The 20,632-nt window shown below is 71.1% G+C and carries 12 protein-coding genes; 4 read left to right on the top strand and 8 right to left on the bottom strand.

Annotation, left to right across the window (positions count from 1 at the left end; translation table 11 throughout):
* Positions 1-88 precede the first annotated feature (88 nt).
* The gene (locus ACIP63_RS17285; RefSeq protein ID WP_401516417.1) at positions 89-1,753 is read left to right on the top strand and encodes an IclR family transcriptional regulator C-terminal domain-containing protein; all 1,665 of its coding nucleotides are present in this window, start codon (positions 89-91) and stop codon (positions 1,751-1,753) included.
* A gap of 69 nt (positions 1,754-1,822) precedes the next feature.
* On the opposite strand, the gene ACIP63_RS17280 is transcribed toward ACIP63_RS17285, so the two are convergent.
* Positions 1,823-2,971 carry an FAD-dependent oxidoreductase gene (locus ACIP63_RS17280; protein ID WP_401516415.1) on the bottom strand — a complete coding sequence of 383 codons (1,149 nt, stop codon included), beginning with the start codon at positions 2,969-2,971 and terminating at the stop codon, positions 1,823-1,825.
* A 43-nt stretch (positions 2,972-3,014) separates the two neighbouring features.
* Positions 3,015-3,698 carry a TetR/AcrR family transcriptional regulator gene (locus ACIP63_RS17275; RefSeq protein ID WP_401516414.1) on the bottom strand — a complete coding sequence of 228 codons (684 nt, stop codon included), beginning with the start codon at positions 3,696-3,698 and terminating at the stop codon, positions 3,015-3,017.
* A 205-nt stretch (positions 3,699-3,903) separates the two neighbouring features.
* On the opposite strand from ACIP63_RS17275, the gene tkt reads away from it, so the two are divergent.
* Entirely contained in the window at positions 3,904-6,084 is a 2,181-nt protein-coding gene (tkt, locus tag ACIP63_RS17270) for a transketolase (RefSeq protein WP_401516413.1), read from the top strand.
* 57 nt (positions 6,085-6,141) lie between these two features.
* On the opposite strand, the gene ACIP63_RS17265 is transcribed toward tkt, so the two are convergent.
* From ACIP63_RS17265 to ACIP63_RS17245, 5 genes are all read right to left on the bottom strand, one after another.
* Positions 6,142-6,636: an NUDIX hydrolase gene (locus ACIP63_RS17265; RefSeq protein ID WP_401516411.1), complete on the bottom strand. Its 495-nt coding sequence runs from the start codon at positions 6,634-6,636 to the stop codon at positions 6,142-6,144.
* Positions 6,637-6,701: 65 nt separating this feature from the next.
* The gene (locus ACIP63_RS17260) at positions 6,702-9,560 is read right to left on the bottom strand and encodes an NHLP bacteriocin export ABC transporter permease/ATPase subunit (RefSeq protein ID WP_401516409.1); all 2,859 of its coding nucleotides are present in this window, start codon (positions 9,558-9,560) and stop codon (positions 6,702-6,704) included.
* Between the two features lies 1 nt (position 9,561).
* The gene (locus tag ACIP63_RS17255) at positions 9,562-11,835 is read right to left on the bottom strand and encodes an NHLP family bacteriocin export ABC transporter peptidase/permease/ATPase subunit (protein WP_401516407.1); all 2,274 of its coding nucleotides are present in this window, start codon (positions 11,833-11,835) and stop codon (positions 9,562-9,564) included.
* Complete coding sequence (locus tag ACIP63_RS17250; protein WP_401516406.1) at positions 11,832-12,638, bottom strand: HlyD family efflux transporter periplasmic adaptor subunit; 807 nt, start codon at positions 12,636-12,638, stop codon at positions 11,832-11,834. The genes ACIP63_RS17255 and ACIP63_RS17250 overlap by 4 nt, the downstream gene beginning before the upstream one ends.
* 83 nt (positions 12,639-12,721) lie before the next feature.
* Positions 12,722-12,949: a type A2 lantipeptide gene (locus ACIP63_RS17245; RefSeq protein WP_401516404.1), complete on the bottom strand. Its 228-nt coding sequence runs from the start codon at positions 12,947-12,949 to the stop codon at positions 12,722-12,724.
* A gap of 757 nt (positions 12,950-13,706) precedes the next feature.
* Here ACIP63_RS17245 and ACIP63_RS17240 point away from each other — a divergent pair.
* Positions 13,707-16,433: a cellulose binding domain-containing protein gene (locus ACIP63_RS17240; protein WP_401516402.1), complete on the top strand. Its 2,727-nt coding sequence runs from the start codon at positions 13,707-13,709 to the stop codon at positions 16,431-16,433.
* Positions 16,434-16,554: 121 nt separating this feature from the next.
* Positions 16,555-18,177: an FAD-dependent monooxygenase gene (locus tag ACIP63_RS17235; RefSeq protein ID WP_401516925.1), complete on the top strand. Its 1,623-nt coding sequence runs from the start codon at positions 16,555-16,557 to the stop codon at positions 18,175-18,177.
* 74 nt (positions 18,178-18,251) lie between these two features.
* Here ACIP63_RS17235 and ACIP63_RS17230 read toward each other — a convergent pair whose 3' ends face one another.
* Complete coding sequence (locus ACIP63_RS17230; protein WP_401516401.1) at positions 18,252-20,432, bottom strand: discoidin domain-containing protein; 2,181 nt, start codon at positions 20,430-20,432, stop codon at positions 18,252-18,254.
* Between the last annotated feature and the right edge of the window lie 200 nt (positions 20,433-20,632).

Here is a 20,632-nt window from a genome sequence, read left to right as displayed (position 1 = left end):
CCTTCACTATGATGATGTGAGTCTGCCGCCAGAGCCGGAGCCCTGTCAACGGTCCCGGCATCGGCCGCCCCCACCCGACGGAGGACAGATGGCACCGACCGGCACGTCACGGCCGGGCGAGGAGACGCCCGCGGAGGCGGTGGCCCCGCTGATGCGCGGCATAGCCGTCCTGCGCCGGCTGACCGACGCCGACGGCTCCCTCGGCCTCAGTGATCTGGAGCGCGCCACCGGGCTGGCCCGCTCGACCGTCGACCGGATCACGCTCACGCTCGCCCGCACGGGATACGTCCGCCTCGACGGCAAGGTCGTCACCCTCGCGCCGCGCCTGATGGAGCTGGGCAACGCCTATCTCTCCTCGGTCCGCCTTCCCGGCCTCCTCGGCGGCCGGGTGGACGCCCTCGCGGAGGAGCTCGACGAGTCCGTCTCCCTCGCCGTTCCCGACGGCGGCGGCATCCGCTTCGTGCACCAGACCACCCGCCGGCGCGCGATGTCCCTGCGCTTCCGCATCGGTGACCTGCTGCCGGCCGAACGCACCGCCCCGGGCACGCTGTTCGCCACCCGATGGGGAGCGCAGGAGTGGCGGGCCTGGCGGGAGCGGCGGGCTTCGGACCCGGACGGGGCGCACTTCCCGTCCCTGCCTCCGGGGCCCCGGCCGGCGGACGACCTGTTCGAGGGGCGGGTGGAAGCGGCGCGCGCGGACGGCTGGGCGGTGGACGATCAGCTGATCGAACCCGGCCTCCTCGCCCTCGCCGTGCCCGTGCGGGATCACGCCGGAGGGTTCGCGTGCGCGCTCAGTGTGGTCAGTCACACCAGCAGGCACACCGTGCGGGGCCTCCGCGAGGACCTCCTGCCCCGGCTGCTCGACGCCGCCTCGGCGATGGAGCGCCGACTGCGTGACGAGCCCCCCGCGAACCACACCCCGGCCCCGGGCGCCCTCGCCTCCTGGACCACGGCCTCGAAGCAGGAGCTCGGCCGGGAGTTCATCGAGTCCCTCGCCCGGGGCCTGACGGTCATCACCGCCTTCGGGGAGGACGGCGCCGCCCTGACCCTCAGCGCCGTCGCACGCGCCACCGGTCTCTCACGCGCCTCCGCCCGCCGCGCCCTGATCACCCTCGAACACCTCGGATACGTCACGGCCGACGGCCGTGACCACCGGCTGACACCACGCGTCCTGGCCCTCGGCTACGCACCGCTCTCCCGCACGACCCTGGCGCGGATCGCCGATCCGCACCTCGCCGCGCTGGCGGCACGGATCCAGGATTCCGCCTCCCTCGCCGTCCTCGTCGACGACTCCGTGCAGTACGTGGCGCGCGCCGCCACCCACCGCATCATGACCGTCGACATCACCGTCGGCACACGCTTCCCCGCCTACGCCACCTCTCTGGGCCGCGCCCTGCTGGCCGGACTGCCCGAGGATGAGCTCGGGCCACTCCTCGACCATGCGGAGCTGCGCCCCCTGGCGCCCCACACCCTCACCCACCGCACCGAACTCGAAGCCGCCCTGGAGCGTGTGAGCAACGAGGGGTACGCCCTGGTCGACGAGGAGCTGGAGGCGGGCCTGCGCTCGGTCGCCGTACCCGTACGGGACCGGGCGGGCGCGGCGGTCGCGTCCATCAACGTCGCCATGCACAGCAGCAGCCGGACGATCGGCGAATGCCTGGAGCAGGTACTGCCCGAACTGCGCCGCACCGCGGGGGACATCGAGTCCGAACTGCACACGGCGGCCCGCTTCGCGGACGTGGCGGTGATGTGAGCCGGTTCCGCTGGGCCGGCCCCGCCCGGGGCGTGCCCGGTGGGCCGCGGCGTCGCCGCACCCGTGTTCCTATGCCGCGTGAGAGGTGAACATATCGATGAGCAGCTGCGGTGCCCGGTCGTCGAACAGGGTCTCCTGGCCCCGCGCGGACTCCAGAGCGGTCTGCTCGCTCCGGGCGAACAGGACCGCCTCGTAGGCCGACAGTGCGGCCTCGGTGTCCCCCTGGTGTGCGGCGACGGCCTGCCCCAGGTCGGCTCCGTCGATCATGGCGAGGTTGGCGCCCTCACCCGCGAACGGGGACATCAGGTGCGCGGCGTCGCCGAGCAGGGTGACACCGGGAAGGTGCTGCCAGCGGTGCCCGGTGGGCAGCGCGTGGATGAGCCGGGGAGTCAGTGGGCCGTCCGCCTCGGTGATCAGCCGGCGCAGGCCGGGCGCCCAGGTGGTGAAGTGCGCCAGCAGTGCGGTCTTCGCGGCCTCGGTGTCGGCGAAGTCGATGGTGGACAGCCAGTCCTCGGCTGCGCGCAGAGCGGCGTAGACGTGCAGACTTCCGTCCGTCTCGCGGTGGGCGAGGAACCCCTTGTTCTCGCCGAGGCCGAAGAACATCCCGCCCCCGATCAGCTCGGCGCACTCGGGGTGGCGGGCATCGGCGTCGTGCAGGTCGAGCTCGACGAAGGAGATGCCGGTGTACGCGGGCCGGGCACCGGACAGCAGTGGCCGGATCCTCGACCACGCGCCGTCCGCCCCGATGAGCAGGCCGGTGGTGAAGGTGGTGCCGTCCGCGAGCGTCACCGTGTGGCGCCCGTCGCCGAGCGGCTCCGCCCCCATGACCTTGGCGCCCCAGTGGACGGTGTCCCCGGGGAGCGCGTCGAGCAGGAGATCGCGCAGATCACCCCGGTCGATCTCGGGCCGGTCACCGGTGCCGTCGTCCTTGTGGTCCAGCAGCACGCGGCCCTGCTTGTCGACCACGCGCGCGGCTTCGCCGCCGGGATGCACCCGGGCCCGGAACGCCTCGTACAGTCCCGCGGCGCGCATCGCCGCCTGGCCGGTCTCCCCGTGGATGTCGAGCATGCCGCCCTGGGTGCGGGCGTGCCGATCGGCGTCCAGGTCGAAGACGGCGGCCTCGATGCCGTGCACGTGAAGGACCCTGGCGAGGACCAGGCCGCCGATGCCGGCACCGACGATGGTTATGGGGTGGTGCGGGGTGGTGTTCATGGTCATGCCTTCGCTTTCCTTCGTACGGGTACGGGCGCTTCCGGCGAGCTCAGCGGGGCGTGCCGGCCGCCCCGTTGACGACCGCACGGAAGATCCAGGCCAGCCTCTGCTGCGGGGTGCCCGAGGCGAGGTCGCTGCCGAGCGCGGCGATACGTGGATGGGTCCGGGGGGATGCCTGCCGCAATGTCTCGACGAGCGCGTCGTGCTCGGCCTCGGCGTCGGGATCACCCGCGCGCCCGGACTGCTCGGCCGCGGTGGCGGTGGCCACCTGGAGGAGCACGTCCACTCCCCAGGCGGCCTGCGCGTCGGGTACGTCGCCCTGGTGCAGGATCGCGAGGACCGTCTCGACGAGTGCCAGGTAGTGCGGCCCGGCGGGCCGGGCGAGCAGCGCGGAGTGGGCGAGGCCGGGGTGGTCGAACAGGACGCGGGTGTACGACAGGAGTACCTGTGCCAGCCGGTCACGCCAGTCGCCGTCGCCGGCGGCCGGAGTGAGGTCGACCTCCCCGAGAAGTTCCTCGAGGATCGCGGCGTGCAGTTCCGCCGTGCCGGCGACGTACACGTACAGGGACGCGGGCCCGGTGTCGAGCTCCTGGGCCAGTCGGCGCATGGTGACGCGCTGCAGTCCTTCGGCGGCCATGAGCCGGACGGCGGCAGCGACGATGGTTTCGTGGGTGAGGGCGGGCTTGGCCGGCCGCTCGCGGCGGCTACGGGGTTCCGGGGATCGCGGGGTCACTCCTCAACCGTAACGAACATGTTCGTAACGAACAAGTTCGTCGTGCCTGTCGGGGGCCGCAGAGGGTAGGTGACCGGACGGCGGGGCCTTTCCCGTCGCCACTCCGGGTGCGGAGGGCGGCGGGAAAACGGAGGATGCGAGAGGTGGCGAGCCGCACCGACCGGCCCCGTCGTACCGAGAAGCGACGTCCGAGGGAGACAACACCATGGCGCCCGAGCGATCCTCTTCCGGCCTCACGGCATCACGAGACCCCGGCCTCGCCCGGCCACTGGCCGAGCGGGCGGGGTGGAGCGACGTGGACCTGCGCGCGGTGGACACCGTACGGGTGCTCGCCGCCGATGCCGTGCAGAAGACGGGCAACGGCCACCCCGGTACGGCGATGAGCCTGGCCCCGCTCGCCTACCTGCTGTTCCAGCAGGTCATGCGGCACGACCCCGCCGACGACCAATGGCTGGGCAGGGACCGCTTCGTCCTCTCGTGCGGCCACACCAGCCTCACCCTGTACATCCAGCTCTACCTGGCCGGCTACGGCCTGGAGATGGACGACCTGAAGGCGCTGCGGACGTGGGGGTCGGCGACCCCCGGCCATCCGGAGTACCGGCACACCCGCGGCGTCGAGATCACCACGGGTCCGCTGGGCCAGGGCATGGGCGCCTCCGTCGGGATGGCGATGGCCGCACGCCGGGAGCGGGGCCTGCTCGACCCGGACGCCGCACCGGGCACCAGCCCGTTCGACCACCACGTCTACGTGCTCGCGTCCGACGGCGACATGATGGAGGGCGTCGCCTCCGAGGCCGCGTCGCTGGCCGGACACCAGCGACTGGGCAACCTCATCACCTTCTACGACTCCAACCACATCTCCATCGAGGACGACACCGACATCTCGTTCAGCGAGGACGTCCCGGCCCGCTTCGCCGCGTACGGCTGGCACGTGCAGACCGTGGACTGGACCCGAACGGGCGACTACGTCGAGGACGTCGACGCGCTCCTCGCCGCGATCGAGGCGGCGAAGGCGGAGCGGTCCCGGCCCTCACTGATCATGCTGCGCACGATCATCGGATGGCCCGCGCCGACGAAGAAGAACACCGGCAAGGCGCACGGGGCGGCCCTGGGGGACGACGAGGTCGCCGGCACCAAGCGGCTCCTCGGCTTCGACCCCGAGGAGTACTTCCCCATGGAGGACGAGGTCCTCGCCCACACCCGGGCCGTGGGGGAGCGGGGCAGGGACGCCCGGAAGCGCTGGGAGCGGAGCTACGAGGACTGGCGGGCGGCCGGTCCGGAGCGGGCGGCCCTGCTGGACCGGCTGCGCGAGCAGGAGCTCCCGGAGGGCTGGACCGACGCCCTGCCGGAGTTCCCGGCCGACCCCAAGGGCATGGCCACCCGCAAGGCGTCCGGCAAGGTGCTCACCGCGCTCGCACCGGTCCTGCCCGAGCTGTGGGGCGGCTCCGCGGACCTCGCGGGCAGCAACAACACCACCATGGACGGCGAGCCCTCCTTCATCCCGGCCGACCGGCAGACGGCCGAGTTCGCGGGAGACCCCTACGGGCGCACCCTGCACTTCGGCATCCGCGAGCACGCCATGGGCGCGGTGCTCAACGGCATCGCGCTGCAGAGCCTGACCCGCCCCTACGGCGGCACGTTCCTCACGTTCAGCGACTACATGCGCCCCGCGGTCCGCCTCGGCGCCCTGATGAAGCTCCCCGCCACCTACGTGTGGACCCACGACTCGATCGGACTCGGCGAGGACGGCCCCACCCATCAGCCCGTCGAGCACCTGGCCGCGCTGCGCGCGATCCCCGGGCTCGACGTCGTACGCCCCGGGGACGCCAACGAGACCACCGCCTGCTGGCGGACGATCCTGGAGCACACCGACCGGCCCGCCGGTCTCGTCCTGACCCGCCAGAACCTGCCGGTGCTCGACCGGGCCGACGGGGTCCACGCCCCCGCCGAGGGAGCCGCGCGGGGCGCCTACATCCTCGTGGAGGCCTCCGGCACCGCCCTCGACGTCATCCTCGTGGCGACGGGGTCGGAGGTCCAGATCGCTCTCGACGCCCGCAAACTGCTCGTCGACGAAGGCCTGGCCGTCCGTGTGGTCTCGATGCCCTGCCGCGAGTGGTTCGCCGAGCAGCCGCTGTCCTACCAGGACGAGGTGCTGCCGCCGGACGTGCGCGCACGCGTGAGTGTCGAGGCCGCCGTAGGCCAGGGCTGGCGCGAGGTGGTCGGCGACGCCGGCCGGATCGTCAGCCTGGAGCACTACGGCGCCTCCGCCGACTACCAGCGGCTGTACGACGAGTTCGGCATCACCGCCGAGGCCGTCGCCGCGGCGGCCCGCGCCAGCATCCGCGACGCGGTGGAGCCCCCCGTGCCGGGCGGGCGCCGGCCGTAGCCGTGACCGGACCGCCCGTGTCCCGTACCTTCTCCCGGGACGCGGGCGGGTGATGCCTCAGTGCTCGATCAGCCCGCCCACCGCGACGCGAGCGACGTGGCCGGTCGCCGGAACGCTCCGGGCCAGGGCAAGGCCGATGTCGACCAGCGATGACCGGCGGAGGTGAGCGGCCTCGGGGAGGGGCGTCCAGACCGACTCGGCGATCTCGCCGTTCGGCTCAGGGCGGAGGCTGCCGCCGGTGATACGGACCTGGTAGAAGACGCCGACGTTCTGGTGCACGACCCCCGCATGCGTGTCGGCTGCGGGAATCACCCTCGAGTCCACACCGAGCAGACGTTCGACCACCGCGTCGCAGCCGGTCTCCTCGGCGACCTCCCGGATCACCGTGTCGAAGGGATCCTCCGCGTGCTCGACCCTGCCGCCCGGAAGAGTCCAGCTGCCCGACGCGTGACGGCCGAGCAGCACCCGTCCGTCCTCGATGCACACGGCGTACGCCGCCAGCCGGAAACTGCCCTGCTTCAGCTCGCCCGTACCGTCCGTCTCTCGACTCATCGGGCCATCATGGCCTGCCGACCGGTGAAGTCCCAGGGCGCCTGCGAGCGGGCCCGAGGATTTCCCTAGCTCATCTGACGCCGCACCAGTTCGTGGAGCTGCCCGTCCGTGTCCGCGAGGAGCTCGGCGGGCGGCCCCTCCTGGACGACACGGCCGTCCGCCATGACGATCACCCGGTCGGCGTCCATGACCGTGGACAGCCGGTGCGCGATCACCACCCGGGTGGCCCGCAGGGACCTCGTGCTCTCGATCACCGTGCGCTGGGTCTCGTTGTCCAGCGCGCTGGTCGCCTCGTCGAAGAACAGGATGCGGGGGCGCCGGACGAGCGCCTGGGCGATCATCAGCCGCTGGCGCTGCCCCCCGGAGATCGCGCCGCCACCGGAGATCATCGTCTGCAGTCCCATCGGCATCCGCTTGATGTCCTCGGCCAGCCCCGCCATCGCCGCGGCCTCCCACGCCTCCTCCTGGGTGAAGACCTCGGCGCCGCAGATGCAGTCCAGGATCGACCCGGACAGCGGCTGGGCGTTCTGCAGGACGACCCCGCACTGACGGCGCACCGCCGCCTGGTCGAGCGCCGTCAGGTCCTGGCCGTCGTAGAGGACACTGCCCGAGACCGGCTTGTCGAAGCCGATGAGCAGCCTCAGCAGGGTCGACTTGCCGCATCCGCTCGGGCCGACCACCGCGACGAACTCGCCCGGGCGCACGGTCAGCGACACGTCGTCGAGGACGACCGGGCCGTCGTCGGAGTAACGGAAGGACACACCCCTGGCCTCGATCTCCCCGGACAGCTCGCCCGGCTGGGTGCTGGCGCCGCGTACCTCGGGTGCCTCGTCGAGCACCGGCTTGATCTGCTCGAACATCGGCAGTACGGCGGCGGCCGACACGAAGGCCCCGGTGAGCTGGGTGACGGCCGTCAGCAGCATCGTCACGGACGTGTTGAAGGTCAGGAACTCGGCGGCCGTGAGTGATCCGCGCGCCGGGCCCGCCAGCAGGACGAAGATGACGAGTGAACACAGGGGCAGATAGACCGCGTTCAGGACCGTCGTCAGATTCTTGATCCGGCCCGCCCGCTTCTGCAGCTCGCGGCTGCGGGCGAACTCCGCCGCCCACGCCCCGTACGCGAAGCTCTCGGCCGCCGCGACCCGCAGCTTGGGCAGCCCTCGCAGCGTCTGGAACGCCTGGTTGTTGAGCTTGTTGCCCAGCACGACCAGACGGCGCTGCCAACGGAGCTCCCACATGCCCATGGTGAGGAACACCCCGGCGATGACCACCAGCATCGCGACGGCGGTGAGCGCCAGCGGCACACTGAACCAGAGCAGCAGGCCCAGATTCATCGCCCCGAGTGTGCCCGCCTGCACCACCACCGGACCGGTGCCGGACAGCACCCTGCGGATGGAGCTGACTCCCATCGCCGCACTCGCCAGTTCGCCCGTGGAACGCTCGGTGAAGAACTTCGTCGGCAGCCGCAGCAGCCGGTCCCAGACCGCCGGCTGGAGCGTGCTCTCGATACGCCCCTCCATCCGCAGGATCGTGAGGTTCTGCAGCAGCATGAAGGCCGCCGAGACCACGCCGGAGATGATGACGGCCAGCGACACCTGCACGATGAGGGCGTTCTGCGCGTTGGGCACGTACACGCCGAGCACCTTGCCGGTCGCGATCGGTACCAGCGCACCCAGAGCCACCGTCACCAGCCCCGCCAGCACCAGTCTCCGAAGGTCGCCCCTGGTGCCGAACAGGCCGAACCGCAGCAGCTGCCTCTTGCTCAAGGGCTGCTCCGGCAGCGGCCGGTAGAACATCACGGCTCGTTCGTCGAACTCCTGCGCGGAGGAGCTGTCGACACGGCTGCGCCGGCCCGTCAGCGGGTTCACCGCCTCGTAGCGGCCACGGCGCCAGAGCAGGGCGACCGGTGCGCCGGAAGCGGCCCGACGGCCCACCAGCGGCCCGGAGTTCTCCCGCCACCAGCGTCCGTCGAGCCGTACCGCCCGGGTGCGGACCCGCGAGGCCACCGCGACCCGCTCCACCGGGTCGATCCGGTCGCTCACCGCCCCGCCCGCCGCGGGCTCACCGAGGACGATCCCGGAGTCCCGCGCCACCAGGCGGCAGGCCGCGTACACCGCGTCGTCCGAAGCCCCCGTCGCGGGCGAGGAACCCCTCCGGGACCGCCCGATCGACGTCAGCAGCGCCTGGTCGGCCTCCTTGCGGACGGCCTCGCCCGCCTTCATACCCGCCGCGGTCCGGTCCTCGTGCGCGCGCTCCAGCTGTTCGATCCAGCGGTCAAGCGCCGACAGCAGGCGGTACTGCTGATTGACCATCCCCTGCCACATCGCCGGGTCGACGAGCAGGTCACCCGCCGCCTCGGCGCTGAACGCGGCGCCGTACTGCACACTGCCGGGCGACACCGGAAGCCACAGGATGTCGTCGTCGCCCACCGCCTCGTCGAAGGCGGTCCGCCCGTCCAGCGGGGCCTCGAACAGCACCCGCTGGCTCCGGCCCACGCCGAGCGAGAAGGCGTGCTCCAGCAGGCTCAGCGTCGCGTCCCCGGTGTCGTAACGGCTGCGGTACTGCGCCTCGTACGCCCCCTGGTCGGCGTACTCCGGCCGGTACAGCTCACGCAACGGGATCCGGCGCAGCACGCACTCCTGGAGCGGCCGCCCGACCAGGGTGTGCTGCGGACCCTCGACCGGGCCCAGCACGAGCGTTCCCGGTTCGAGCCGGCCCAGGAAGTGCCAGTGCCCCTGCTCCACCGCGTCCACGGCGAACAGGTCGAGGGCGCCGCCCACGACGAGCCACAGCACCTGGGGGCCCTCCAGCGACAGACTCCGCAGCCCGGCGCAGTCCACCGGCTCGCCGAGAGCACCCAGCGCGCCGATGACAGGGTCCAGCCCGGGAGCCTCCGTGCCGGCGAGAGGATGTACGGATGCCACGTCAGTGCTCCCTGACCAGATCGGCGTACGGGCCCCCGGCGGCCACCAGGTTCTCGTGCCGGCCGCGCTCCACGACGGTCCCGTGGTCCAGGACCACGATCTCGTCGCTGTCGCGGACGGTGCTGAGCCGGTGCGCGATCACGACGCACGCACAGCCGCGCCGCCGCAGGTTGTCGATGATGACCCGCTCCGTCTCGGCGTCCAGCGCGCTGGTCACCTCGTCCAGGACCAGGATGCTGGGGCGGCGCACCAGCGCCCGTGCGATCTCCAGGCGCTGACGCTGCCCGCCGGAGAAGTTCCGGCCGTCCTGCTCCACCCGGCTGTGGATGCCGCGGGGGCGGCGGGCGACGACGTCGTACAGGGCGGCGTCCCGGAGGGCTTCGGCCACGGCCTCGTCAGGGACCGAGGGATCCCACAGCGCCACGTTGTCCCGGACCGTCCCCTCGAAGAGGAAGACGTCCTGGTCGACGAAGGACACGGACGCGGCCAGCGCGCCCCGGGGTATGTCCTCCAGGCGCTGCCCGTCGATGCGGATCGTGCCCTCCCAGGGGCTGTAGAGACCCGAGATGAGCCGCGAGACCGTCGACTTGCCGCTGCCCGAACCGCCGACGAGCGCCACCTGCTGCCCGGGTCCCACGGAGAGCGAGAAACCGGTGAGCAGCGGCTTGTCGAGCGGGCTGTAGCCGAAGGTGATGTCCTCCAGCGTCACATGGCCCTTGAGCCGGCGGGTGCTCGCCGCAGGCTCACGGCGGGAGTACAGCGGGTCGACAGGGAAGTTCTCGACGTCCTTGAGCCGGGCCACGTCGGCCGCGAAGTCCTGCACCCTGCCGGCCACCCCGTTGAGCCGGGTGACCGGCGCGGTGAAGCGGGTCACCAGAGCCTGGAAGGCGACGAGCAGGCCGATCGAGATGTGCCCCTCGACGGCCCGCAGTCCGCCGATCCACAGGATCAGCGCGCTGTTGAGCGTCGCGAGCGCGGGGGCGACGACGCCCAGCCAGGCGCTCGGCACACCGAGACGCTGCTGCTCCTCCAGCGTCGTCGCGTGCTGCCCGGCCCACCGGCGGAAGTACCCGTTCTCGCCCCCCGTGGCCTTCATCGTCTCGATCAGCTGGAGGCCGGTGTACGAGGTGTTCGTGAGCCGCGCGCTGTCGGCGCGCAGCTTCTGCGTCCCGACGGCCCGCATCCGTACGACGATGCGCATGGCGACCACGTTGAGCAGCGCGATCCCCACCCCGATCACGGTCAGCTGGGGGTCGTAGGTCCAGAGCAGGAACGCGTAGAGGAGGACGACGATGCCGTCCACGCCCGCCGCGGTGAGGTCCCGGGCGAGGGTCTCGGCCACGGCGTCGTTCGACTGGAGGCGCTGGACGAGGTCGGCCGGGCTGCGCTGCGAGAAGAAGGTGACGGGCAGCCTGAGCAGATGCCGGAAGAAGCGCGCGCTGCCGAGCGTGGACGCGATGACGCGCCCGCGCAGCAGATTCGCCTGCTGCAGCCATGTCAGCACGACGGTGAGGGCGACCATGGTGCCCATCGCGGCGAACAGCACGCCCAGCAGCGAGGTCTGCTCGCCAATCATGAACATGTCGATATAGGTACGGCTCAGGGCCGGGAGCGTCGCCCCGACCGCCACCAGCAGCAGGCTGGCGAGCAGGGCGACCAGCATCGTGCCCGTCGTGCCGCGCAGCCGGGCCGGCAGGGCGGCCATGACGCCGGGCTTCCGTCCGCCGCGCTCGAAGCCCTCGCCGGGTTCGAGGACCAGGACGACCCCCGTGAAGCTGGTGTCGAAATCCTCGGAGGGCACGAACCGGCGCCCCTTGTCGGGGTCGTTGATGTACACGCCCCGCCGTCCGAGACGGCGCCCCACGCCGTCGTACACGACGTAGTGGTTGAACTCCCAGAACAGGATGGCGGGCGCCCGGACCTCCGCGAGGGCCGCGGGCTCCATCTGCATGCCCTTGGCCTGGAGACCGTAACTACGGGCGGCCTTGAGCACGTTGCTGGCGCGCGAGCCGTCACGCGAGACGCCGCAGGCGATCCGCAGCTCCTCCAGCGGCACATGGCGGCCGTAGTGGGCGAGCACCATCGCCAGTGAGGCCGCACCGCACTCCAGCGCCTCCATCTGGAGCACGGTGGGGGTGTGCACGGTCTTGGTCCGCCCTGGCTTCGCCGCCGGGCGCGACCGCCGCCTGTTGCCCGGAGCCCCCTCCGGGCGGTGCCTGCCACGACTGGGCGGCGGCAGCTGCTGGGCGGTGGGGGACGGATGCGGTGCGGTCACGGGAGCAGCCAATCGATCGGGCGCTGGTCGGCGAGACGGACGGAGCCGGTGGCCAGGGTCATGGAGCCGATCGCGTACGGGGGGCCGTCGGCCGAGGACCACCGGTAGCCGGACTTCGTGGAGTCCGAGGGCTCGATCTTCACCAGGACCGCCAACGGCCTGCCGTGCCGGGAGAACTGCTCGCCGAGCTGGGCGTCACCGAGGAAGCGGGTGATCTGCTGCTGTGTCTGCGCGGTCCTGCCGACCGCGGCCACCTTGCCGCGCAGCACCCCGTACTGCTGGGCGGGCACGGACTGGACGGTGAGGTCGACGGAGGCGCCCACCGGGACCGAGGCGGCACTGCTGCCGGACACGTAGAGCAGGACGACGAGCGGGTCGTCGGCGCCCTCGATCCGTTCGACGCTCGCCACGTCCGCGCCGGTGGTGACCACGGCGCCGATCGTGGCCGTCACCGAGGTGAGCCGGCCCGCGTCGATCGTGCGGACCACGCGTTCGCCCTGCGCCGTACGGACCTTGAGCAGGGGGGAGTTCCGGGGCAGGGTCTCGCCCTCGTCGGCGAGCACCTCGGTGATCTGGCCGGCGACGGGGCTCTGCAGGATGTAACTGCCGCGGGAGTGCGTGAGGACGCCGGGGGCGTCGAGGGTGCTGGCGACGGAGCCCGTCACGGCCCAGAAGCAGGCCGCGGCCATCACCGCGACGGTGACGCAGAGGACGAGGAGGCCCTGCGGGCGGGCGAAGCGCACCGGAAGGTCGAGCTGTTCGGGCGACTGCAGCTTGGAAAGGGCCTGTTGGCGGAACTGCACGGAACTCTTCCCTCACCTGTCAGCGGTCGGCACCGAGCCCCGGAACCGACGGGTTCCGGGGCTCGGCGGGGTACTGCCGTGTCTCAGAGACCGGCGGTGAGGCCGGTGGCCAGGCCGGTGACCGCGCCCGTGTTCACGCCGGTGGCGGACTCGACGAGACCGGTGACCGAGCCGACGATGCCGGCGACCGGGACGATGCCCTCAACGGTGCCCGTGACGTTGCCGAGCACGCCGCCGACGAGGCCGCCCGAGACGTTGTCGAGGTCGCTGTCGGAGATCTCGGCGGTCTCGACCTGGGGGGTGTAGTTCATGATGAGCGCTGCCCTTCGTGTGGAAATTTCCTATATACGGAAACCCGTGGTGCGGCCTCCGTATGGGCCAGGATCAAAGCACGCCTGCGCCTCGTACAGCCAATCGAACTGCGGCGGATCTGTGGTTATGGGCCCGCTGGAATCGACTTACGTGCAGAAGTGTTCATTCCATGGCGGCAAATCCTTCACGAGCTTCACCGGATGAATTCCGTGATTCCGCGGCTTCACGCCCCCCAAGTGGGGCACTCCCGCCCCAATCGCCCTCTGACCGGGTCTGGACCTGGTGTTCCGTGCCAGGTCGCGTGATCGGTGTGCGCACGCCGTGTGCAGGTTTCTTCGATCCGGGGGCCCTTCCGATTCCGCGTGCCGGTGGCGAGGGCGGCCGCGCTCCGTTCGGAAGGTATCGGTATTCACGCTGCTGTGAAACATGAACATGGCTCTCTTTTCTCTGTGTCCGGGGTATGAATGAACAGCGCGTTTATGAAGCATTTTCCGAGTTCAAGTGATCACGGTGTCACCCTGCCTCCGGATATGTGGAGAAGATGTGCCGCCTTTCCTGGGTGCCGCGGGCGGGGTGTGGGTGCCCGCGTGGTCGCAAGGGAGGGGTGGGTCTGATTCATCCGATGAGACGTCCGCACCACCCTTCTCCGGAGCGGCATGCGGCGCTACCATCGGGATGCCTTATGGGAGCGCTCCCATCTCTGTGTCAGCCCCGTACCGCCGCTGAGCGGCGGTCCAGCTCGGAGAGGACGTTTCCGTGCGCTTGAGCACCAGACCAATCGCTGCCCTACTGGCGGCACTTGCCCTCACCGCCGGGTTATCGGTCACCGGAACCCCGGCGGTGGCACGCTCGGACGAAGGGCCCGCCGCGACCGAAGCATCGGATGTGTCCGTCGCCGCGGACACATACACATGGAAGAACGCACGGATCGACGGCGGTGGCTTCGTACCGGGCATCGTCTTCAACCGGTCGGAGAAGAACCTCGCCTACGCGCGCACCGACATCGGCGGCGCCTACCGCTGGGACCAGTCGGGCAAGCGGTGGACACCGCTGCTGGACTGGGTGGACTGGGACCGGTGGGGCTGGTCCGGGGTGGTGAGCCTCGCCTCCGACGCGGCCGAGCCCGACAACGTGTACGCCGCCGTCGGTACGTACACCAACGACTGGGACCCGACGAACGGGGCCGTCCTGCGCTCCTCGGACCGGGGCGCCTCCTGGAAGGCGGCCACGCTGCCCTTCAAGCTCGGCGGCAACATGCCGGGACGCGGGATGGGGGAGCGGCTCGCGGTCGACCCGAACAAGAATTCCGTGCTGTACCTCGGCGCCCCCAGCGGCAACGGGCTCTGGCGGTCCACCGACTCGGGCGTCACGTGGTCGGAGGTGACCGCCTTCCCGAACCCCGGCAACTACGCGCAGGACCCCACGGACACCAGCGGGTACGGCAACGACAACCAGGGCATCGTGTGGGTGACCTTCGACGAGCGCTCCGGCAGCGCGGGCACCGCCACCCAGGACATCTACGTGGGGGTCGCCGACAAGGAGAACACCGTCTACCGCTCCACGGACGGCGGCACCACCTGGTCCAGGATCGCCGGCCAGCCGACCGGGTACCTCGCGCACAAGGGCGTGCTCGATTCCTCGACGGGCCACCTCTACCTGACGCTGAGTGACACGGGCGGTCCGTACGACGGCGGCAAGGGACAGATCTGGCGGTACGACACGGAGTCCGGCGCCTGGACGGACGTCAGTCCCGTCGCGGAGGCCGACACCTTCTACGGCTTCAGCGGCCTCTCCGTCGACCGGCAGAAGCCCGGCACCCTGATGGCGACCGCCTACAGCTCGTGGTGGCCCGACACCCAGATCTTCCGCTCCACGGACAGCGGCGCGACGTGGACACAGGCGTGGGACTACACCAGCTACCCCAACCGCTCGAACCGGTACACGCTGGATGTCTCCTCGGTCCCCTGGCTCAGCTGGGGCGCGAACCCCTCACCGCCGGAGACCGCGCCCAAACTGGGCTGGATGACCGAGTCCCTGGAGATCGACCCCTTCGACTCGGACCGGATGATGTACGGCACGGGTGCCACGGTCTACGGCACCGAGGACCTCACCTCCTGGGACTCCGGGAGCCAGTTCACGATCGAGCCGATGGTGAAGGGGCTGGAGGAGACGGCCGTCAACGACCTGGCCAGCCCGCCCTCCGGCGCGCCGCTGCTGAGCGCGCTCGGTGACATCGGAGGCTTCCGGCACACCGACCTCGACGCGGTGCCCGCCATGATGTTCACCTCGCCGAACCTGGACTCGACCACCAGCCTGGACTTCGCGGAGAAGTCCCCCGGCACGGTCGTGCGGGTCGGCAACGCCGACGCCGCTCCGCACATCGGCTTCTCCACCGACAACGGTGCCAACTGGTTCCAGGGCTCCGAGCCCTCCGGTGTCACCGGCGGAGGCACGGTCGCCGCCGCGGCGGACGGCAGCGGATTCGTCTGGAGCCCGGACGGCGCGGCCGTCCACCACACCACCGGTTACGGCAACTCCTGGACGGCCTCGACCGGGATCCCGGCGGGGGCGACGGTCGAGTCGGACCGCGAGAACCCGAAGAAGTTCTACGGATTCAAGGCCGGCACCTTCTACGTGTCGGCCGACGGCGGTGCCACCTTCACCGCGAAGGCGACCGGCCTGCCGGCCGAGGGCAACGTCCGCTTCAAGGCGTTGCCCGGCAAGGAGGGCGACATCTGGCTCGCGGGCGGTGCCGCCACGGGGGCGTACGGGCTCTGGCGCTCCACCGACTCCGGTACGACCTTCACCGAGTTCTCCGGAGTGGAGCAGGCCGACAGCGTCGGCTTCGGCAAGGCGGCATCCGGGGCCTCCTACCAGACCGTCTTCGTCAGCGCGAAGATCGGCGGGGTGCGCGGCATCTTCCGGTCCACGGACGCGGGCGCCAACTGGACGCGGATCAACGACGACGCGCACCAGTGGGCCTGGACGGGCGCGGCCATCACCGGGGACCCACGGGTCTACGGCCGGGTGTACGTCTCCACGAACGGCCGGGGCATCCAGGTCGGCGAGGCCTCCGGCACCGGCGGCGGAGGCACGGACCCGGACCCAGACCCGGACCCAGACCCGGACCCCGACCCGGACCCGACCGATCCGCCGGCGGACGCCGACTGCTCGGTGACGTACACGGTCACCAACCAGTGGTCCGGCGGCTTCCAGGCCGAGGTGACGGTGACCAACACCGGCAGCACCGCCTACGACGGCTGGCAGCTGGGCTGGTCATTCCCGGGCGGCCAGAAGGTCACCCAGATGTGGAACGCCTCCCACCAGCAGGACGGGGAGAAGGTGACCGTGACGAACGTCGGCTGGAACGGCAAGGTGGCGCCCGGCTCCTCGGCCGGCTTCGGCTTCACCGGCACGACACCGGGCGGCAGCACCGAGCCCGACGCGTTCACGCTGGGCGGTGAGGCCTGCGCCGTCGGCTGACGTCCGGGGGCCGGTGCGGCGGGCGGAGCACGCCCCGCACCGGCCCTGCGGGCCGCCAAATGGACATACCGTCCACGGCGTGCTGCATTGGAGTGAACGCACCTCGCCCTGGGAGGCACCCGTGGCCGACGTCGATGTGCTGATCGCGGGGGCGGGCCCCGTGGGCCTGACAGCCGCGTCCGAGCTGTGCCGCCGCGGAGTGTCGTGCCGGATCGTCGACCGGCTCCCGGCACGGCTTCCCTATGCCCGGGCCGTGGGCGTCCAGCCCCGGACACTGGAGATCTGGGACCGGATGGGAATGGTCCGTGAGGCCCTGGAGACAGCCGTCCCGCTGAAGGGACAACTGCTCTACGTCAACGGCGAGGAAGGCCCGCGGATCGATCTCGAACTGCCGCCTGAGGTGCCGTACGGCTTCGCCGCCCTCCCGCAGTACGAGACCGAGCGGCTTCTGGAGGAGCTCCTCCGCAGCAGGGGAGGCGACGTCGGACGCGGCACCGAACTCGTCTCGTTCGAGCAGGACTCCGACGAGGTGCGGATCGTTCTCTCCACACCGTCGGGAGGTACCGAGGAACTGACTGCGAGCTACCTCATGGGCTGCGACGGCGCCCACAGCGCGGTACGCAAGGGGCTGGGCCTGTCCTTCGAAGGCGCGGCCCTTCCCGAGGAGTACATGCTGGGAGACGTCGAGGTCGACTGGGACCTGCCGGCCGGATACGGCATCCGCGCCTCACGCGTCGTCGACGGGCGACCGGACGACCTCCTCGTGTGCATCCCGCTGCCCGGTGACCACCGCTACCGGATGTCGATGGCGGCCCCGCCCGGACTGTCCCGTGCGGGGCGGCAGGACCCGGACGGCGTGACGCACGGCCTGAGCGGTGAACAGGGCCCGGTGCCCGGTCTCGACCACATCCAGGCAGTGCTCGACCGGCTCTCCCCCCGCCCCACGACCGCGTCCGCGCTGCGCTGGTCCTCGGTGTTCCGCATCAGCCACCGCATCGTCGGCCGGTACGGCCGGGGGCGGGTCTTCGTGGCCGGGGACGCCGCGCACATCCACCCGCCCACGGGCGCCCAGGGGATGAACACCGGGATCCAGGACGCCTACAACCTGGCCTGGAAGGTCGCCGCCGCGGTGCGGGGGCACGCGGGTCCCGGACTGCTGGAGAGCTACGACGCCGAACGCCGGCCGGTCGGTGAGGAAGTGGTGGACCGAACCCTGCGCCACGCGCGGAGCGGCATCCAGGCCGACCCGGACGACCCGGCGGCCATGATGCTCCGTGAGGCCCAGCTCCTCCTCGGCTACCGGGGCAGCGCGATCGTGGGGCCGGACGGCTCCGCACACGACGGCCCCTCTCCGGGCGACCGGGCGCCCGACTGCGGCGGCCTCCTGTACGCCCTGGGAGCCTTCCCCGTCCGGCTCTCCAGCCTGCTGCGGGAGCGCGAGCACACCCTGATCCTCTACGCCGACCACGAGGACCAGCTCGCACCGTTCGGACACGTGGCGGCCGCGGCGGTGCACGCGGCCCACGGCATGCTGAACGCCTGCGCGGTGCTCGCCCCGAAGGTGAGCGCGCCCGCGCTGCGCCTGCCCGCCGTGCACGACGGCCTCGACGAGTTCCGCCGTACGTACGGCGTGCGGGGCGGCGAGGCGGTCGTCGTGCGGCCGGACGGCTATCTCGGACTGCGTGCGATTCCGGCGGACGGACCGGACCTGCCGGCGTATCTGGCCATGCTCCTCGGGACGTGACGCGGGGCCCGGCAGGGAGTGACCGCCGGGCCCCGCGCCGTCCGATGAGCCGACTCCGCTCATCTCATCCCGCCTCAGGGAAAGGACACCACCTGGGAGGGGATGGTCGACGTACCGGATGTGGGGGATCCGGTGTTGTTGATGACGTGGTCGTACTGTCCCTGGCCGCCGAGGGAGACGACGAGCAGGTCGTGGAACTTGACTCCGGGTTTCACCGGGGCCTGGAAGCCGTGCTGCTGGCGGATGGTCGGGTCGACGTTGTAGTAGCAGTAGCTGCCCATGCCCCAGCCCTCGTGGGTGGTGACGGAGTCGGCCACCTTGTAGGCGGCGTAGCCCTTGATGTCGCCGTTCTGGATGGCGGCCTGGTTGGGGGCGTCGTACGCCTTCTCGTTCTGGAAGAAGATCGTCTTGCCGTTCTCGCCGTACCACTGGACGTCGTACTTGTTGAAGTGCTCGACGAACAGCCCGGTGGCCAGCACGTCGTCACCGTTCACCCGGAGACCGTAGTCGGACCGGTTGGTCTCCCAGCCGACCCCGTCGCCGTGGTCCGCGCGCCACAGCCAGGTGTGGTCGATGATCGTGTCGTCGCTGTTGATCACCATCCCGGTGGTCGCCTTGCCGGCGCCCGCGCCACCGACCCGGACGAACACGTCCTGGAGGCTGGTCGGATTGGCCGAGTGGTCGGTCGCCGCACCCTCAGGACCTACCTGGACGAGCACCGACGAGTTCTGCGTCCCCGCGTCCACGAGGAGTCCGGCGAGCTTGACGCCGTCGACGTCGCCGACCTTGATCGCGGTCACGCCGTTGTCCGGGATGATCGTGGCGAGCCCGAGACCGAGGGCCACGGTGTTCGCACGGTTGATCTCGATGGGCTGGTCGACGTGGTAGATGCCCGGGGTGAACAGCAGGTGCAGTCCCTGGCGTACGGCCGCGTTGATGGTCTGCGCGGTCGCGCCCGGCTTCACGACGTAGAACTGGCTCAGCGGGATGGACTCGCCCTGCGGCGTGCCGTTCCACGAGACACCGCGTGCGTTGGTGCGCTTGGCGGGGACGAAGACCTTGTAGGCGTCGCCGTCGAGGTAGAGGAAGGGCTTCTCGCGGGAGACCGGGGTGGTGTCCAGCGTGGTGTACGGCGGCTCGGGGAAGCTCTGGGCGGGGGCGCCCTCGACGCCGGAGAACGTCATGTTCCAGACGCCGTTGCCCCAGCTGCCGATGGAGCTGTCGCGGGTGTACCACTGCTGCTGCGAGTACGGGCCGACCTGGCCGTCGATCTTGCTGTCGGCGATGTAGCCGCCGCTCGCCCATCCATAGCCGTTCGGCGCGAGGTTGAGTCCGCCCTTGACGTGCATACGGCGGAAGGGGGCGGCCTGGGAGACGGCCCAGCGGTTGGTGCCGCTGACCGGGTTCAGGGCGAGGTTCTCGGCAGAACGCCAGAAGTTCTGGGTGGCGTTGCCGTTGAACCAGCCGGCGTCGACGGTGACATCACCGTTGAAGGTGGTGTCGTCGGGCTTGAGCCCGAGCCCGGCGATGGAGGTGTAGAAGCCGATCTGGGCATTGATGTTGTTGTACGTGCCCGGCTTGAACATCAGCGCGTAGCGGCCCGTGCCGAACTGCGCGGACTCCTGCTGCTTGAAGATCGCGTCGACCTTGCCCTGGATGTCGGGCGTCGAGGGGTCGAAGACCAGCACGTTGGGGCCGAGGTCACCACCGCCGGGGATCTGCGGGTCGCCTCCGCCGGTCGTGCCGAACACCTGGAACTCCCAGAGTGAGTGACCGTATCCGGTGGCGCGCGCCGTGCCGGTCAGCCGGACGTAGCGCGCGGTGCCGGAGACGTTCAGGGTCTCCGTGCCGCCGGGGCCGGTGGTGGTGGAGTAGGCGGTGCTCCAGCTGCTGTTGTCCGGGGAGAACTCGATCCGGTAGCCGGTGGAGTAGGCCGCTTCCCAGCGGAGCACGATCTGGCTGACCGAGGCGGCGGCGCCGAGGTCGATCTTGATCCACTGGGGGTCGGAGAACGCGCTCGACCAGCGCGTTCCGTTGATGCCGTCCACCGCGGCGGCGGCGGGGGTGCCGTCGTTCTCCTGGCTGGACGAGGTGACCGTCTTCCCCTGGGAGAGCAGCGAGGGTGCGGCGCTCGCGGGGGAGTGGGGGACGAAGGCCAGGAGCGAGAGGACGAGGCCGGCGATGACGGCCAGCACACCGCTGCGTCTTCCGAGCGGGGCGAACACGGGTCTGTGGGGGTTCGGAGGTGCGTACATGGGGTCTCCTGAGTCGTGGGGCGGGTACACGACGCGTACAGCCGGAGAGCGCTCTCTCCGGCTGTGCGAGATACTCCACCCTGGTTACGGACGCGTCAAGAGATGTGCAACAACAGGTATCTCAGGGCCTGTTGTCGACAAGAACTGATGGCTTCGGTGCGGTGCCGGCCCCTCCGGATCGCCCTCCTCGGTGACTGATT

It is taken from the genome of Streptomyces sp. NPDC088746, from assembly GCF_044751065.1.
Classification (GTDB): domain Bacteria; phylum Actinomycetota; class Actinomycetes; order Streptomycetales; family Streptomycetaceae; genus Streptomyces.
Note: the sequence above shows the minus strand (reverse complement) of the source record. Positions and strands in the feature narration are given on the sequence as shown.

Bases quoted from the DNA above. Each gene is read 5' to 3' on its own strand.
- ACIP63_RS17280 (WP_401516415.1), bottom strand. From the start codon at position 2,971: ATGACCATGAACACCACCCCGCACCACCCCATAACCATCGTCGGTGCC.
- ACIP63_RS17285 (WP_401516417.1), top strand. From the start codon at position 89: ATGGCACCGACCGGCACGTCACGGCCGGGCGAGGAGACGCCCGCGGAG.
- ACIP63_RS17230 (WP_401516401.1), bottom strand. From the start codon at position 20,432: ATGTACGCACCTCCGAACCCCCACAGACCCGTGTTCGCCCCGCTCGGA.
- ACIP63_RS17245 (WP_401516404.1), bottom strand. From the start codon at position 12,949: ATGAACTACACCCCCCAGGTCGAGACCGCCGAGATCTCCGACAGCGAC.
- ACIP63_RS17265 (WP_401516411.1), bottom strand. From the start codon at position 6,636: ATGAGTCGAGAGACGGACGGTACGGGCGAGCTGAAGCAGGGCAGTTTC.
- tkt (WP_401516413.1), top strand. From the start codon at position 3,904: ATGGCGCCCGAGCGATCCTCTTCCGGCCTCACGGCATCACGAGACCCC.